This is a genomic window from Novosphingobium profundi (assembly GCF_020524485.1).
In the GTDB taxonomy this organism is placed as follows: Bacteria; Pseudomonadota; Alphaproteobacteria; order Sphingomonadales; family Sphingomonadaceae; genus Novosphingobium; species Novosphingobium profundi_A.
The window spans coordinates 486,032-501,447 of record NZ_JAIVLF010000006.1 but is presented as its reverse complement, the minus strand read 5'-3'; the positions used below and the strand labels follow the sequence as shown (position 1 = coordinate 501,447).

The 15,416-nt window shown below is 67.4% G+C and carries 13 protein-coding genes; 10 read left to right on the top strand and 3 right to left on the bottom strand.

Features of this window, described 5'->3' with window-relative positions; all coding sequences use genetic code 11:
- The 4 genes from LC060_RS18805 to LC060_RS18790 all read left to right on the top strand — a co-directional run.
- Positions 1-301: hypothetical protein (locus tag LC060_RS18805; RefSeq protein ID WP_226638227.1), on the top strand; the 301-nt coding region annotated here is incomplete at its 5' end.
- 126 nt (positions 302-427) lie between these two features.
- Positions 428-1,120 (top strand): DUF969 domain-containing protein, encoded by a 693-nt coding sequence (locus tag LC060_RS18800; RefSeq protein WP_226638226.1) that lies wholly within the window; start codon positions 428-430, stop codon positions 1,118-1,120.
- Positions 1,117-2,070, top strand: coding sequence for a DUF979 domain-containing protein (locus LC060_RS18795; RefSeq protein ID WP_226638225.1), 954 nt, complete (start codon positions 1,117-1,119; stop codon positions 2,068-2,070). Before LC060_RS18800 ends, LC060_RS18795 begins: the two co-directional genes overlap by 4 nt.
- Positions 2,067-3,065: a DUF2891 domain-containing protein gene (locus LC060_RS18790; protein WP_226638224.1), complete on the top strand. Its 999-nt coding sequence runs from the start codon at positions 2,067-2,069 to the stop codon at positions 3,063-3,065. The genes LC060_RS18795 and LC060_RS18790 overlap by 4 nt, the downstream gene beginning before the upstream one ends.
- Here the strand turns inward: LC060_RS18790 and LC060_RS18785 are convergent, their stop codons facing one another.
- Genes LC060_RS18785 through LC060_RS18775 form a run of 3 tightly spaced genes read right to left on the bottom strand, consistent with a single transcriptional unit; the run spans position 3,066 to position 8,935 of the window.
- The gene (locus LC060_RS18785; protein WP_226638223.1) at positions 3,066-4,538 is read right to left on the bottom strand and encodes an efflux transporter outer membrane subunit; all 1,473 of its coding nucleotides are present in this window, start codon (positions 4,536-4,538) and stop codon (positions 3,066-3,068) included.
- Positions 4,531-7,761 (bottom strand): multidrug efflux RND transporter permease subunit, encoded by a 3,231-nt coding sequence (locus tag LC060_RS18780; RefSeq protein ID WP_226638222.1) that lies wholly within the window; start codon positions 7,759-7,761, stop codon positions 4,531-4,533. Before LC060_RS18780 ends, LC060_RS18785 begins: the two co-directional genes overlap by 8 nt.
- Positions 7,762-7,765: 4 nt before the next feature.
- A complete protein-coding gene (locus LC060_RS18775) occupies positions 7,766-8,935 on the bottom strand; it encodes an efflux RND transporter periplasmic adaptor subunit (RefSeq protein ID WP_226638221.1) in 1,170 nt (389 codons plus the stop codon).
- Positions 8,936-9,109: 174 nt separating this feature from the next.
- On the opposite strand from LC060_RS18775, the gene LC060_RS18770 reads away from it, so the two are divergent.
- From LC060_RS18770 to LC060_RS18745, 6 genes are all read left to right on the top strand, one after another.
- Positions 9,110-9,712, top strand: coding sequence for a TetR/AcrR family transcriptional regulator (locus LC060_RS18770; RefSeq protein WP_226638220.1), 603 nt, complete (start codon positions 9,110-9,112; stop codon positions 9,710-9,712).
- 96 nt (positions 9,713-9,808) lie between these two features.
- On the top strand, positions 9,809-12,685 hold the full coding sequence (locus LC060_RS18765; RefSeq protein ID WP_226638219.1) for a monovalent cation/H+ antiporter subunit A: 2,877 nt from the start codon (positions 9,809-9,811) through the stop codon (positions 12,683-12,685).
- 2 nt (positions 12,686-12,687) lie between these two features.
- Positions 12,688-13,104 (top strand): Na+/H+ antiporter subunit C, encoded by a 417-nt coding sequence (locus LC060_RS18760; RefSeq protein WP_413465137.1) that lies wholly within the window; start codon positions 12,688-12,690, stop codon positions 13,102-13,104.
- Positions 13,101-14,654, top strand: coding sequence for a monovalent cation/H+ antiporter subunit D (locus LC060_RS18755; protein ID WP_226638217.1), 1,554 nt, complete (start codon positions 13,101-13,103; stop codon positions 14,652-14,654). The genes LC060_RS18760 and LC060_RS18755 overlap by 4 nt, the downstream gene beginning before the upstream one ends.
- Positions 14,654-15,142 carry a Na+/H+ antiporter subunit E gene (locus LC060_RS18750; RefSeq protein WP_226638216.1) on the top strand — a complete coding sequence of 163 codons (489 nt, stop codon included), beginning with the start codon at positions 14,654-14,656 and terminating at the stop codon, positions 15,140-15,142. Before LC060_RS18755 ends, LC060_RS18750 begins: the two co-directional genes overlap by 1 nt.
- On the top strand, positions 15,139-15,408 hold the full coding sequence (locus tag LC060_RS18745) for a K+/H+ antiporter subunit F (RefSeq protein WP_039389717.1): 270 nt from the start codon (positions 15,139-15,141) through the stop codon (positions 15,406-15,408). Before LC060_RS18750 ends, LC060_RS18745 begins: the two co-directional genes overlap by 4 nt.
- The last annotated feature ends 8 nt before the right edge of the window (positions 15,409-15,416 follow it).

Sequence of the window (15,416 nt, the reverse complement as noted above, 5' to 3'; positions counted from 1 at the left end):
GAACAAGCTGTCCGTCTATCGTGGCGACCACCCCAAAGCGCCGTGTTTGGCGGCGTGCTTCGCTGCGGTGAGAGGCCCTCTAAGTGAGCCCCGCGATTCGGTCAAACCCTTTTTTCAAAAAACCTTCATGAAATCGGCATTTTTTCCAAATGACGGAAATCAGGTCATTTTTGTTCGCGCATACGTCCTAGAGGGCAACTATCGACCACCGCCGGAGCAGCGCCCCGGCGAGACAGGGATTCGCCGTCGTAAATCCTCGTCCCGGTGCACGGCTTGGCCATCTCTGATGAGCCTCAGGTGATGCTCTGACCGCACGTTGGCGTTCTCCTCGCAGTCAAAAGTTGGCATCTGATGGGGGCGCCGCTTAGGCTCAGGGCATGATGCGGCCTGCGAACGGCGTGCCGTGCCCAAGGAGATCTGTGCAGACATGACCTACTGGCCGCTGATCGGCATCGCGCTTGTCGTCGTGGGCTTCGTGGCCCGGCTCAATCCCCTGATGGTGGTGGCCGTCTCGGCCATCGTCACCGGCCTACTTGGCGGGCTGGAGTTCGTCCCCGTGCTCGAGGCCCTGGGCAAGGCCTTCAACGACAACCGCTATATCTCCGTCACCTGGATCATCCTTCCCGTGATCGGGCTCCTCGAGCGTTACGGGCTTCAGGAGCGGGCGCGCACGCTCATCGGGCAGGTCCGCGGAGCCACCATGGGACGCCTGCTTGTCCTCTACCTCGGCTTTCGCCAGATTACGGCAGCGCTGGGCATGAAGGACATCGGTGGGCACCCGCAAACGGTGCGCCCCCTCATAGCCCCCATGGCCGAGGCCGCCGCCGAGCGCGCCCACGGGGCGCTCTCCCTCAAGGAACGCGAGAAGGTGCGCGCAATGGCCGCCGCAACCGACAACATCGGGCTCTTCTTCGGAGAGGACATCTTCTTCGCGATTGCCTCGATCCTCCTGATCCAGGGCGTGTTCGAGGCGCAAGGCTATCCCCTTGCCCCCTTGCAGCTTTCGGTCTGGGCGATCCCGAGCGCGATCTGCGCCTTCCTGCTTCATGGCGCGCGCCTTCTGGCGCACGATCAGCGCCTGGCCCGCCTTCCCGCCAGCGAAACGGAAGGCGCCGCATGATCACGCTCGAATGGCTTTACGTCCTGACCGGGCTTGTCTTCAGCGCCTGGGCGCTCCTCAGCCTGCGCGACCGGACAAACCCCAAGCGCTGGGGCAACGCCGCCTTCTGGGGATTGCTGGCGGGCAGTTTCTTCTTCGGCTCGCACATCTCGGACCTGGCGAACGGGATCCTGGTGCTGGTCCTCGTCGCGCTGGCCGGAACGGGACAGCTTGGCCGCAGCCACCCGGCTACAACCAGCGAAAAGGAGCGCACGGCACTCGCCGCACGCCTCGGCAACCGGCTTTTCGTGCCCGCGCTCGTCATCCCGCTCACCGCGGTCGCGGGCACCCTTGTCTACACCTATACCCCGCTGGGTGAGAGCGGCCTGTTCGAAGCGCGCCGCGAGACTCTGATCCTGCTGGGGGTCGGCGTGCTCCTGGCTCTGGCGCTGGCCATGCTGTGGATGCGCGCGCCGCTCCTTGCACCGCTCGAGGAAGGGCGCCGGCTCATGGATTCCATCGGATGGGCCGCGATTCTGCCGCAGATGCTGGCCGCGCTGGGCGCCGTCTTCGCGCTCGCGGGCGTGGGCTCCATCGTCGGGGACCTTGCAGGCACGCTCCTGCCGCGCGGCAGCCTGTTCCTCGCCGTCCTTGTCTATTGCACCGGCATGCTCCTCTTCACCGTCATCATGGGCAACGCCTTTGCCGCCTTCCCGGTGATGGCCGCCGCCATCGGCATCCCCGTGCTGGTCGAGGACTATGGCGGCAACGTCGCGCTGATCGGAGCGGTCGGCATGCTGGCGGGCTTTTGCGGCACGCTGCTCACCCCCATGGCCGCCAACTTCAACATTGTGCCCGCCGTGCTGCTCGACCTGCGCAGCCAGTACGGCGTCATCCGCGCGCAGGTGGGAACGGCGCTGCCGCTCTTTGCCTGCAATGTCCTTCTCATCTATTTTCTGGCGTTTCCATGACCCAACTCGATCCGGCCCTGGCCGCCCGCTTTGCGAACATCGCCCTTGGCCATGTCGCACGCGAATACCCGCACAAGCTCGACCACGTGATGGAGAGTGACGGGGATGTCCTGCCCCCGCGCGTGCTGCACCCGGTCTTCTTCGGCAGTTTCGACTGGCACAGCTGCGTGCATGGCTGGTGGACGCTGCTGACCTTGCGCCGGATGTTCCCCGCGATGTCCGAAAGCGCGGACATCGCGACGCTGGCCGAAACCACGTTCAGCCCCGAAAAGCTGGACGTGGAACTTGCCTATCTCGACCGGCCTTCCGCGCGCGGGTTCGAGCGGCCCTATGGCTGGGGCTGGCTCTTGGCGCTCCACCTGGAAGCGACCCGCCACGAGGACCGGGGCTGGGCCGCACGTCTGGAACCACTCGCCCGGCGTCTTGCCACAGCAGTTGGCGACTATCTCGGCAAGCTGACCTACCCGATCACCGTGGGCACCCACTTCAACACCGCCTTCGCGCTGATCCTCGCGCACGAATGGGCGCAGGTCCACGATGCTGCGCTCGCCGAGACAATCGAAAGCTGGGCGCTGCGCGTCTTTGGAGACCGCCGCGACTACCGGGGCTGGGAGCCGGGGGGCGATGAATTCCTCTCCCCCGCCCTCACCGCAGCCGTACTGATGCGCCGCTGCCTGCCTGCGCGCGACTTCGCCCCGTGGTTCGCCGCGTTCCTGCCGGAGGGGGGCTGGCTGGACAGCGACCTGCAACCGGCCACCGTCTCGGACCGCAGCGATGGCAAGATCGCGCATCTCGACGGGCTCAACCTCAGCCGCGCGTGGTGCCTGCGCGAGATCGCGGCAGGCCTCGCGCCTTCCTCACGCACAACGCTGCTGGAGGCCCGCGCCCAAGCACACCTCACCAGAGCCCTCCCCCATGTCGCGGGCGACTACATGGGCGAACACTGGCTGGCGAGCTTCGCGCTGCTGGCTCTGCGCGCCGCCCCGGACGGCTGATCAGTCCTGGTCCGGGACGCCCGCGACCTCCTCGAGACCGCCGCCGAGCGCCGTATAGAGGTTGACCGCGTTCTGCAGTTCGGTCGCGCGCAGCGAAATCAGCGTCTGGCTGGCCGAAAACAGGCTGCGCTCGGCGTCGAGCACTTCCAGGTAGATCGCGATGCCGTTGTCGTAGCGCAGGCGCGCCGTGCGGGCGAGCCGGCGCTGCGCGGCAATGGTGCGCTGCTGGATCTCGATCTGCTCGGCAAAGCGCTCGCGCCCGACAAGCCCGTCGGCGACCTCGCGAAAGGCGTTCTGCACCGCCGACTGGTAGGCCGCTTCCAGTTCGGCGGCCTGCGCCTTGCTGAGACGCACCTCGGCCTCGCGCCGTCCCCAGTTGAAGATCGGCAGGCTGGCCGTGCCGCCATAGCTCCAGCTCTCGTTCGCGCCGTCGAAGAGCGAGCCGAGCGCGTTCGACATGAAGCCCAGCGTGCCGGTCAGCGAGATCGTCGGGAAATAGGCCGCGCGCGCCGCGCCGATATTGGCGTTGGCGCCGATCAGCGCGTGCTCGGCCTGCAGGATGTCCGGGCGCTGTTCGAGCAGGGTCGAGGGCAGACCCGCCCTTACCGGCACGACCTGCTCGGACAATGAGAGACCGGCGGGCATCGGGCCGGTGATCGACCCGCCGACCAGCACGTTCAGCAGGTTGCGCGCCTGTTCGGTGGTGCGCTGGATCTCGGCGAGTTCGGTCTCGGCCTGGGTGAGGAGGAGTACGGTCTGGTCGTAGTCGGCGGTCGAGGTAACCCCGGCCTCGAGGCGCATGCGGGCGATCCGCTCACCCTCGCGGCGCCCTTCGAGGCTGCGGCGGGCCAGCGCGATCCGCTCTTCTCCGGCGCGGATGTCGAAGTAGGTCGCGGCGACCTGCGCGATGAGCGAGAGACGGTAAGCGCGCGCGCCCTCAACCGAAGCCAGCCAGTTCTCACGCTGCAGGCGGGTCAGATTGCGCACGCGGCCCCACAGGTCGAGCTCGAAGGAGCTGACGCCCAGGTTCGCGCCGAACTGGGTAAAGCGGATGGAGTCGGGCACAGGCGTACCACCCCCGCCACTGCCGTCACCCGGGATCGCCGATCCGACCGCGCCGAGCCCCGCGATGGGAGTCTGGCTGCGTGTGCCGGTGCCCGTCGCGTCCAAAGCGGGCAGGCGGCCGGCGGCCTGGATGCGGAACTGCGCGCGGGCCTGGTCGACCCGGGCGTAGGACTGGGCCAGGTCGCGGTTGTTGGTGAGCGCCGCTGCAATCAACGACTGGAGGCGCGGGTCGCGGAAGAACTGACGCCAGCCCAGTTCGGTCGCGAGCGGAGCCTCGGCTTGCGACGCGGCGTCCACCTGCCCGTCCCGGTAGACAGGCGAAATGGCCGCATTGGGCCGCTCATAGTCGGGGGCAAGACTGCAGGCGCTGGCCAGTCCTGCCAGGAGCAGTGCGGCGCACTTACGCATGGGGGGCCTCCCTCTCCGGGCCAGGGCCGTTTTCGTCCCCATCATCGCGGTTCTGCGCCAGCCAGCGCGCGTCCTCGGCTTGCGGATCGCGCCGTTTGCTGAGGTAGGTGCGGGTCAGATAGTAGAAGACCGGCGTGAAGAAGATGCCGAGCGCGGTAGCCGCGATCATCCCGCCCATGACGCCCGTGCCGACCGCCTGGCGGCTTGCCGCCCCCGCGCCCGAGGCAATCGCGAGCGGCACCATACCCAGGATGAAGGCAAGGCTGGTCATCAGGATCGGACGCAGGCGCTGGCGCGAGGCCTCCAGGGTCGCCTCGCGCGGCGAGCTGCCCGCATCCTCATCCTCGATGGCGAACTCGACAATCAGGATCGCGTTCTTGGCGGCCAGGCCGATGATGGTGATGAGACCGATGTTGAAGTAGACGTCGGCCGAAAGCGAACGCAGCAGCGTGAAGACCACCGCGCCCATGATCCCGAAGGGCACCACCAGCAGCACCGCGATGGGAATGCCCCAGCTGTTGTAGAGTGCAGCGAGCAGCAGGAACACGACGATGACGCTCAGGCCCAGCAGCAGGCCGATCTGCCCGCCCGCCTGGCGTTCCTCGTAGGCCGTGCCGGTCCACTCGTAGCTCATCGCGCCCGTCAGGTTGCGCGCGGCGATCTCCTCCATGATGTCGAGCGCCTCGCCCGAGGAGTGCCCCGGCGCGGCGTTGCCCGAAATGGTGAGCGAGGGATACCCGTTGTAGCGCTCGACCTGGATCGGCCCGGAACGCCAGGAACTCTTCGCAAAGGCACTGAAGGGCACCATCTGGCCGTTCTCCCCGCGCACGCGCAGGTTCATCACGTCATCGGGCGTCATGCGCGCGGGCGCATCGGCCTGGACGTAGACGCGCAGCGTGTTGCCATCGCGCGTGAAGTCGTTGGCGTAGGACGAGCCGAAGCTGATCGCCAGCATCTGGTTCACCGACTGGATCGAGAGGCCGAGCGCCCGCGCCTTGACCCGGTCGATGTCGACATAGAGTTCAGGCGCATTGCCCGGCCCGTCGGGGCGCACCTGCATGAGCGCAGGGTTCTGCATCGCCTCACCCAGAATCGCATCGCGCGCGGCGACCAGCCCTTCCCGGTCGTTGCCCGAACGGTCCTCGACCTTGAGCGAGAAGCCGGTGGCATTGCCCAGTTCCTGGATCGCGGGGGGGTTCAAAGCAAAGACGGTCGCGTCGGTCAGCGAGCCTGCAAAACGCTGGAACCTGCCGATGATCGCGTTGATGCTGTCCTCCTCGCCAGTGCGCTCCTCCCAGGGGTGGAGATCGACGAAGGCAAGGCCAGCGCTCTGGCTCTGGCCGAAGAAGTTGAAGCCCACCACCGAGATGATCGAGCGAACCTGGGGCTGGGCGGTGAGGTTCGCCTCGATCTGCTTCACCACCGCCTCGGTGCGCTGCATCGTCGCGCCCACCGGCGCATCGACGTTGACCATGAAGTAGCCCTGGTCCTCTTCGGGTAGGAAGCCGCCGGGAAGACGGGTAAAGAGGACACCCGTCAGCACCGCCATGACCGCAAAGACGGCCATCCAGCGCAAGGGCCCCGAAAGCATGGTGCCGATGGTGCGGGTGAAGCGGTTGGTGGCCGCCCCGAAGCGCTCGTTGAAACTGCGGAAGAAGCGGCGGGGCCAGCCACGCACGCCGGGCGGCACGGGGGCCTCCTCGTCCTCACCCTCGTGGCCATACTCCTCGCGCAGGAGCGTCGCGCACAGGGCCGGGGTGAAGGTGAGCGCCAGCACCGCCGAGAACAGGATCGAGACCGCGAGCGTCACCGAGAACTGGCGGTAGATACCGCCTGTCGAGCCCGGGAAGAAGGCCATCGGCACGAACACGGCAACCAGGACCAGCGTGATGCCGATGATTGCGCCGCGGATCTGGCCCATCGCCTTGATCGTGGCGAGACGGGGCGGCAGCTTTTCCTCGCTCATGATGCGCTCGACGTTCTCGACCACGACGATGGCGTCGTCGACGAGGATGCCGATCGCCACCACCATGGCGAAAAGCGAAAGCGTGTTAATCGAAAAGTCGAAGAGATAGAGGCCAAGGCACGCGCCCAGAAGCGCGATGGGCACCACCACGGCCGGGATCAGTGTCGCGCGCCAATTCTGCAGGAACAGGAACATGACCGCGAAGACCAGCACCATCGCCTCGACAAGGGTGTGGATCACGCTGTCGACCGAGGCGTTGATGAAGGGGGTGGAATCGAAGGCCACGTCCCAGGTGAGACTGTCGGGGAAATTGGCTTCCAGCTGGGCGAGGCGCTCGCGCACCGCCTTGGCGGTCTCCACCGCGTTGGCACCGGTCGCCAGCTGGATCGCCATGCCGGCGATCTCCTTGCCGTTGTAGCGCGCCTTGAAGCCGTAGGTCTCCGCACCCAGCTCGACCCGCGCCACATCGGAAAGCCGCACGGTCGAACCGTCCTGGTTCGACTTGACGATGATCTGCTCGAACTGTTCGGGATCGGAAAAGCGGTTCTGGGTGATGATCTTGGCCGAGAACTCGGTTTCGCGCGTGACTGGCTGTTCACCAAGGCCGCCGCCTGCGGTCTGGCTGTTCTGCTCCTGCACGGCAGCCAGCACCTCGGAAGCCGAGAGGTTGTAGCCAGCAAGGCGCGTCGGATCGATCCAGATGCGCATCGCGTACTGCGAGCCGAACAGCATGACATCGCCCACGCCGTCCACCCGGCGCAGTTCGTTGAGGACATTGTTGTTGGTGTAGTTGCCGACCTCAAGCGCACTCATCGACGCATCGGACGAGGACATCGCAACGACCATCAGGAAGCCCGAGGCGCGGTCGGTGATCTGGATGCCCATCTGGCGCACCTGTTCCGGCAGGCGCGGCTCGGCGCGGTTGAGCCGGTCCATCACCTCGACCCGCGCGACGTCGAGATCGGTGCCCGATTCGAAGGTCAGCGTGATCTCGCCCGTGCCGTTGGAACGGCTCGTCGAGGCCATGTAGAGGTAGTTGTCGACCCCGTTCAGCTCGCGCTCGATCACCGAGGTCACGTTCTTGTCGAGCGTCTCGGCATCGGCGCCGGTGTAGGTATAGCTGAGGTTGAGCGAGGGCGGCGCGACGGACGGGTACTGCTCGATAGCAAGGTTGAGGAGCGCGATGATCCCGCCCAGCGCGATGAACGCGGCGATGACCCAGCCGAAGACCGGCCGGTAGACGAAGAACCGATCCATCGCCTCAGGCGCCCCCGGTCCTGGCCGTGCCCTTGGCCGGTGCCTTGGCCCCGCTCTTGGCCTCCGTCGCCTTCTGCCCCGGACGCAGCTTGGCCCAGCCCTCGACGATCACCCGCTCTCCGGGCTTGAGGCCGTCGTTGACGATCCAGTCCTTGCCCAGCAAGGCACCCAGGCGCACCTTGCGCGCCTTGACCGAACCGTCCTCGCCCATCACCGACACCTGCGGCTGCGAGCCCTGGAACTGGACCGCACGCGCGGGCACCGTCATCCCGTCCTTGCGCACGCCCAGCCGGATGCGCCCGCGCACGAACTGCCCCGGTGCCAGCAGGCGTTCCGGGTTGGCGAAGCGCGCGCGCAGGGTCTGGCTGCCGGTCTCGGGCGAAACCACGGGGCTCGCAAAGTCGAGGTGTCCAACGGGACCGTATTCCTCGCCGTTCTCGAGGATCAGCGAGACCTCGATGGTCTCCAGATCCGGCACAGCGAGCTCGCCGCTGCGCACCTGCGCGAAGGTGTCGAGCACCGAGGCGCTGGAGACGCTGAACTCGGCGTAGACCGGACTTACCTGGTCGACACGGGTCAGGAGCGTACCTTCCGCCCCGCTCACCAGCGCGCCCTCGGTCACTTCGGCGCTGCTGGCGCGGCCTGCGATGGGCGCGCGCACGGTGGTGTAGCTGAGCTGGAGCTTGGCGCGGTCGAGCGCGGCGCGCGCCTCGCTGACCTGCGCGTTGGCCTGCCGCAGATCGGACTGCGCCGCGTCGAATTCCTGCGCGCTCACCGCACGCTCGGCGATCAGCGGTTCGTAGCGCGTGACGATCGAGGCCGCGTTCTGCTGCGCGGCAATGGCCCGCTGGAGGGCCGCCTCGGCCGATTGCACCTGCGCGCGGTAGTCACGCGGATCGATCTCGAACAGCGGGGTGCCCGCCGCCACGCTTGCGCCTTCCTCATAGAGGCGGCGCAGCACGATACCGTCACTGCGCGCCCGCACCTCGGCTGAGCGGACCGCCTCGATACGGCCGGGCAACTCGATCACGTTGGGCACTTCCTGGCGGGAAACCTTGATCGTCCTGACGGGAACCGCGGGCGGCGCGCTCGGTGTCGGCTCCCCGCCACATGCCGCCAGCAGGGCAAGTCCAGCCAGCGCGCCAACGCGCCATGGGCGAAGAGATCGAAGCACGGTGTCACCGTTCCAAAGGAGGATCATTGGGGAGGGGGCTTATCGCACGCGCAATAAGTGGACAAGCCCTGTCCGTTTATTCGTGGCCTTCGGCGCCGACACACGGTATCAGCGCGCCACGAACATGCAGAAGGCGACACGCGGCAGACGACGCAGACGACAAGGAGATCCCCCATGCGTGCAGATGCGCTCGAACATAGGCGGCGCCTGATCGAGGCCGCCGCGCACGTGTTCGCAAGCCACGGCCCCGACACCCCGCTCCAGGCGGTGATCGAGGAGGCCGGATGCGGACGCGGCACGCTCTACCGCCACTTCGCCGACCGCGCGGAACTGATCATGGCGGTGGTCGAAGGCGAGATCGAGGACGCCTTGCAGACGATCGAGACACGCGCGGGCGATCCGGCTCTCCTGGTCGATGCCCTCACCTGCCAGAGCCGAGCCGCCTCGATCCACTTCCCGCTCCTGTGCACCGTCGATGAAGACCGCATCCAGGCCTTCGCCGAGCGGCTGCGTCCGCGCTATGAACGCATGCTCGACCTCCTCCTCGAAACCGCGCGGGGCTGCGGACAGGTCGATGAAGGCTTCACCCCGGACATGCTCTATATGGCCATCGAGATGCTGGGCGCGGCGCGCGGCTCCAAGGCGATGCCCGAGGACAAGGCCTTTGCACTGGCCCTGCGCATCGTCCTCGACGGGGTGCGCCAGAACCCGCAAGGCGCGTACAAGAGTTTGTCCAGCTTCCTGAAACCGGGCGAATGTCGGGAAGTTGACGCTTAGGGCTTGCGTCCGACGCCCTGAGCGGGGAAACGGGCTCTCCATCGCTGAACACCTACGCAATTGCTGCCGTTCCGGTCGGCAACAAGGGGGAAACTCTTGCATCTGGTCCTGATTGCCGTCCTGCCGTTCATCGGTTGCCTCCTGCTGGCCGCGGGCGGCCGCCTGAGCCGCAACGCACAGACCCTGGTGGCGCTGGCCCCGGTTCTGGCCGGGCTCTGGTTCCTCGGCGGCACGGCTCCTGACATCCTCTCCGGTTCGGTCCAGGCATTCCGGGCCGAATGGGTGCCCGCGCTCGACCTGGCCTTCTCGCTGCGCCTCGATGGGCTGGCGTTCCTGTTCACCGGGCTGATCCTGGGGATTGGCCTGCTCATCGTCATCTACGCCCGCTTCTACCTGCCGGGCGACGAAGCGTTGGGACGCTTCCTCTCGCTGCTGCTGCTGTTCCAGGGCGCGATGGTGGGCATCTCGCTTTCCGGCAACATCCTGCTGCTGCTGGTTTTCTGGGAGCTAACGAGCCTTTCCTCCTTCCTTCTCATCGGCTTTCGCAGCGGCAAGGCGGAAGGTCGGCAGGGCGCGCGCATGGCACTCGCGGTCACCGGCGGAGGCGGGCTTGCCCTCATCGCCGGGCTGCTGCTGCTGGGCCACATCGCGGGCACTTACGAGCTGGGCGCACTTCTCGCCCGGGGTGAGACGATCCAGGCTTCGCCCCTCTACCCGGCCGCGCTCATTCTCATCCTCCTGGGCTGCTTCACCAAGTCCGCGCAGTTCCCGTTCCACTTCTGGCTGCCCCACGCCATGGCCGCGCCCACGCCGGTGAGCGCCTACCTGCACTCGGCCACCATGGTGAAGGCGGGCGTCTTCCTGATGGCGCGCCTCTGGCCGGTCCTCGCGGGCACCGAGACCTGGTTCTATCTCGTCGCGACGACGGGCCTCGTGACCATGCTGCTGGCCGCCGTCGTCGGCTTCTTCAAGCAGGACCTGAAGGGCATCCTCGCCTATTCGACCGTAAGCCATCTGGGCCTGATGACCATGCTTCTGGGCTTCGGCACGCCGGGGGCGGCAATGGCCGCGCTGTTCCACCTGCTCAACCACGCGCTGTTCAAGGCCGCGCTGTTCATGAACGCGGGGATCGTCGACCACGAAGCGGGCACCCGTGACATCCGCAAGCTGGGCGGTCTGGCCACGCTCATGCCGATCACCGCAACGCTGGGCATCGTGGCGGCCGCCTCGATGGCGGGCCTGCCCCCGCTCGGCGGCTTCCTCTCCAAGGAGATGATGCTGGAAGAGGCCGCGCACACCGTCTGGTCGGGCCAGGACTGGCTGCTGCCGATGCTTGCCGTCCTCGCCGCCGCGTTCTCGGTGGCCTATTCGCTGCGCTACATCTTCCACCTCTACCTTGGCCCCAGGCGCGAGAGCTATCCGGCCAAGCCCCACGATCCGCCGCTGGGTCTGTGGGCGCCGTCCGCGCTGCTGGTCGTCCTCACCATCCTCGTCGGCCTTGCCCCCAACACCCTCACCCACGCGCTGATGGTCCCGGCCATCGACGCGGTGACGGGCGGGCGCGCGCCCACCTTCCACCCCGCGCTCTGGCACGGGCTGACCCCGGCGCTGGGCATGAGCCTCGTCGCAGTCGCTGCGGGCGCCTTCCTGCTGTGGCGTCACGCGGGGCTCCAGCGGGGCTGGGACGTCGCCAACCTGCCCGACGGCAAGGCCCTGTTCGAAAGCCTCGTCGAACGCCTCGTCGATGCTGCCCGCGTGGTCTCCGATGCCATCCACAACGGCTCGCTCCAGCGCCAACTGGCGGTCCTCTTCGCGCTGGCCATTGCGCTCGGCGCCTACGGCATGGTCCAGGGCGGATACACGCCCGGCACGCACGAGACCCTGCCCGCCCACCCTGTCGCCATCGTCGCCTGGCTCCTCCTGCTGTCGGGCATCGCCGCCGTGCTGGTCGCCCAGCAGCAGCGCTTCCTGACGCTGGTCTTCATCTCGGTGATCGGCCTCGTCGTCAGCCTTGCCTTCGTCTACCTCTCCGCGCCCGACCTCGCGCTGACGCAGATTTCGGTCGAGACGGTGACGATCCTGCTCATGCTGCTTGCACTCAACCTTCTGCCCAAGAAGCCTTCGCGCCTCTCCAGCATGCCGCTGCGCCTGCGCGATGCGCTGATCGGCCTTGCCGGGGGCGGCGCAGTCGGCTTCGCAGCCTGGGCGGTGATGACGCGCGAGCCCAACGATCCGATCTCGACCTACCACTGGGAAAACAGCGTGTCGGGCGGCGGCGGCCACAACGTCGTCAACGTGACGCTGGTCGACTTCCGCGGTTTCGACACCTTTGGCGAGATCACCGTGCTGGGCATTGCCGCGCTCACCATCTTCGCGATGCTCCAGCCGGCCGCGCGCGGCGCCGCCGGCCAGCGCCTGCGCGCCTGGATCGCCGAGCTGCCGCGCTCGCCCGAACGCCACCCGATGATGTTCGCGGTGGCCGCGCGCGTGCTGCTGCCGCTCGCCACGATCGTTGCCATCTACATCTTCCTGCGCGGCCACAACGCGCCGGGCGGCGGCTTCATTGCCGGGCTGGTCGCCTCGATCGCGATGCTGGTGCAGTACATGGCCTCGGGCTTTGAGTGGACCGACGCACGCCGCCGCATCGACGAACACCTGTTGATCGGCCTGGGCGTGACCATCGCCGCGCTGACGGGGCTGGGTTCGCTGGTCTTCGGCGCCCCGCTCTTCACCAGCGCCTTCGGCCACTTCCACCTGCCACTGCTGGGCGATTTCGAGCTGGCCTCGGCCATGGCCTTCGACGTGGGCGTGGGCATGACCGTCATCGGCGCGGTGATGCTGGCGCTGGCCGAACTGAGTCACATCGCCGTGCGGGCCAACAAGGAAGACACAGGGACCAAGGCCGCCGAGGCCGGTCCCATGGACATCGACCCCGCCAGACTGCGTGAAACGAACGGGGAGACACCCGCATGAGCATGGAATTCCTCATCGCCACCGCCATTGGCGCGCTGACCTGGGCGGGCATCTACCTCTCGCTGCGCGGACGCACCTTCCCGGTGGTCCTGGGCGTGACGATGCTCTCCTACGCGATCAACCTCTTCCTCTTCGCCATCGGCCGCCTGAAAGTGGGCGCCCCCCCAATCTTCAGCGAGGACGCTGCGACCTACACCGATCCGCTGCCTCAGGCGCTGGTGCTGACCGCCATCGTCATCTCCTTCGGAATGAGCGCGCTGGTTGTCGTGCTCTCGCTGCGCACCTTCCTCGAAACCGGCACCGACCAGGTCGACGGCGAGCCCGACCCCGCCATCGACCCACTCGACGGCGACCGCGAGGAATGGATCGCACGCCGCAACGCCCACCGCATCGACATGCTGGGGGAAACCCGCCCGTGAGCCTTTCGATTTCCGACAACCTGGCCGCCTCGCTGATTGCCGCGCCCATCATGCTGCCCTCGCTGGCGGGCACGATGGCGCTCATCTTCCGCCGCCGCCGCCGCATGGTCGCGGCCGGAATCTCCATCGGCTCGACCGCGCTGCAAGTGCTGATCGCGGTGGCCCTGCTGCTACGCGCCTCCCAGTCCGACCCCACGCCCTACGCCATGGGCGACTGGCCCGCGCCTTTCGGCATCGTCCTCGTGCTCGACCAGCTTGCGGCCTGGATGCTGCTTCTGACCTCGGTCGTGGGCTTTGCCGTGGCGACCCACGCCGCGCTCACCAAACTTGACCGCAAGGGCTGGAATTTCCACCCGATCTTCCAGTTCCAGCTGCTCGGCATCAACGGCGCCTTCCTGACCGGCGACCTGTTCAACCTGTTCGTCTTCTTCGAGGTCCTGTTGATCGCCTCCTACGGCCTGATCCTGCACGGACAGGGCGCGCGCCGCCTGACTTCGGGCGTGCAGTACGTCGTCGTCAACCTCACCGGCTCGACCCTGTTTCTGGTCGGCCTTGGCATCCTCTACGGGGTGACCGGCACGCTCAACATGGCCGACATGGCCGCACGCGGGGCGCAGCTGGCGCAAGGGGACCGCGGCCTGTTCCTGGCCGGCGGGCTCGTTCTCATCGCCGTGTTCGCGCTCAAGGCCGCGCTGCTGCCGCTGCACCTGTGGCTGCCGCGCGCCTATTCCTCGACCGCGCCCGCCGTCGCTGCGCTCTTCGCGATCATGACCAAGGTCGGCGCCTACTCGATCATCCGCACCACCCCGCTGATTTTCGGCGACGTGGCCGAGCCAATCCTGCTTCCCGCAGCGCTCGGCACCATTATCCTGGGGTTTGCCGGGATGCTCGCGGCACGCGGCCTTCGCGACATGGCCGCCTTCGGTCTTATCGGCTCGACCGGCACGCTGCTTGTCGCCATCGCCCTGTTCGATGGCGATGGCCTTGCCGCCGCGCTCTACTACCTGCCCCACACCACCATCGCCGCCGCCTTCCTGTTCCTGACGGTCGACCTCGTCGTGCGCTGGCGCGGCGTGGAGGGCGACGCCATCGTGCCCACCCCGCGCTTTGCCGGGGCCTCGCTCCTGGCCTTCCTGTTCCTGGCAGGCGGCGTGGCGCTCGCGGGTCTTCCCCCGCTGTCGGGCTTCTTTGGCAAGCTGCTGATCCTTGATGCCGCACTGGCCAGCCCGCAGGCGGCCTGGATCTGGGGCGTGATCCTTGTCACCAGCCTCATCGCCGTTGTCGCCCTCGCGCGCGCGGGCAGTACCGTCTTCTGGAAGCACGATGAGACGCCCGAACTGCCCGAAGACCGTGATCCCCCGCGCCTCGTCCAGGCCCTGCCCAGCCTGTTCCTGCTCGCCCTGCTGGTCGGCCTCACCGTGTTCGCCGGCCCGGCCACCCGGTACACGCAAGGGACCGCCGCGCAGGTTCTCGACACGCCGCTCTACCTGCGCTCGGTCCTGGGGACCGCCTCCCCCCCGAGCCCGACCGCGCAAGGAGATGCTCCGTGATGCACCGCCTCCTCCCGCACCCCGGTCTGACCGCCATGCTGCTGGTCATGTGGATGATCGTGTTCAACTCCCTGAACCTGGGAGTCGCCATCCTGGGCCTGGTCTTCGCGGTTCTGGTCCCCCTGTTCAGCGCGCCCTTCTGGCCCGAACGCGCAAAGCTGCGCCTGGGCCTGCCGCTCGTGGGCTACGTGTTCCTGGTGCTCTACGACATCGTGGTCGCCAACTTCCACGTCGCGCGCCTGATCCTGTTCAAGCGCAATAAGGACCTGCGCCCGGCCTGGCTCTCGATCCCGCTCGAACTGCAATCGGCCGAAGCCATTACGGTGCTGGCGGGCACGATCAGCCTGACGCCTGGCACCGTCTCGGTCGACATCTCGACCGACGCGCGCCACCTTCTTGTCCATGCGCTGCACACCGACGATCCGGACGGCGAGATCGCCCAGATCAAGCAGCGCTACGAACGCCGCCTCATGGAGATCTTCGCGTGATCGACATCGCCCTCAAGATCGCACTTGCCTGTGTGGCGCTGGCCATGCTGCTCAACCTGTGGAGCCTGCTCAAGGGCCCGACCGCGCCCGACCGCATCCTCGCGCTCGACACCATGGTCATCAACGCGATCGCCTTCATCATGCTGTTCGGCATCTTTGCGGACACCACGGTCTTCTTCGAGGCCGCGCTGCTCATGGCCATGGTCGGCTTCGTCAGCACGGTGGCCTACACCAAGTTCCTCCTGCGCGGGGACATCGTGGAATGACAGGCGGC

Coding starts and splice junctions, on each gene's coding strand:
- LC060_RS18800 (WP_226638226.1), top strand. CDS start 428: ATGACCTACTGGCCGCTGATCGGCATCGCGCTTGTCGTCGTGGGCTTC.
- LC060_RS18795 (WP_226638225.1), top strand. CDS start 1,117: ATGATCACGCTCGAATGGCTTTACGTCCTGACCGGGCTTGTCTTCAGC.
- LC060_RS18790 (WP_226638224.1), top strand. CDS start 2,067: ATGACCCAACTCGATCCGGCCCTGGCCGCCCGCTTTGCGAACATCGCC.
- LC060_RS18785 (WP_226638223.1), bottom strand. CDS start 4,538: ATGCGTAAGTGCGCCGCACTGCTCCTGGCAGGACTGGCCAGCGCCTGC.
- LC060_RS18780 (WP_226638222.1), bottom strand. CDS start 7,761: ATGGATCGGTTCTTCGTCTACCGGCCGGTCTTCGGCTGGGTCATCGCC.
- LC060_RS18770 (WP_226638220.1), top strand. CDS start 9,110: ATGCGTGCAGATGCGCTCGAACATAGGCGGCGCCTGATCGAGGCCGCC.
- LC060_RS18760 (WP_413465137.1), top strand. CDS start 12,688: ATGGAATTCCTCATCGCCACCGCCATTGGCGCGCTGACCTGGGCGGGC.
- LC060_RS18750 (WP_226638216.1), top strand. CDS start 14,654: ATGCACCGCCTCCTCCCGCACCCCGGTCTGACCGCCATGCTGCTGGTC.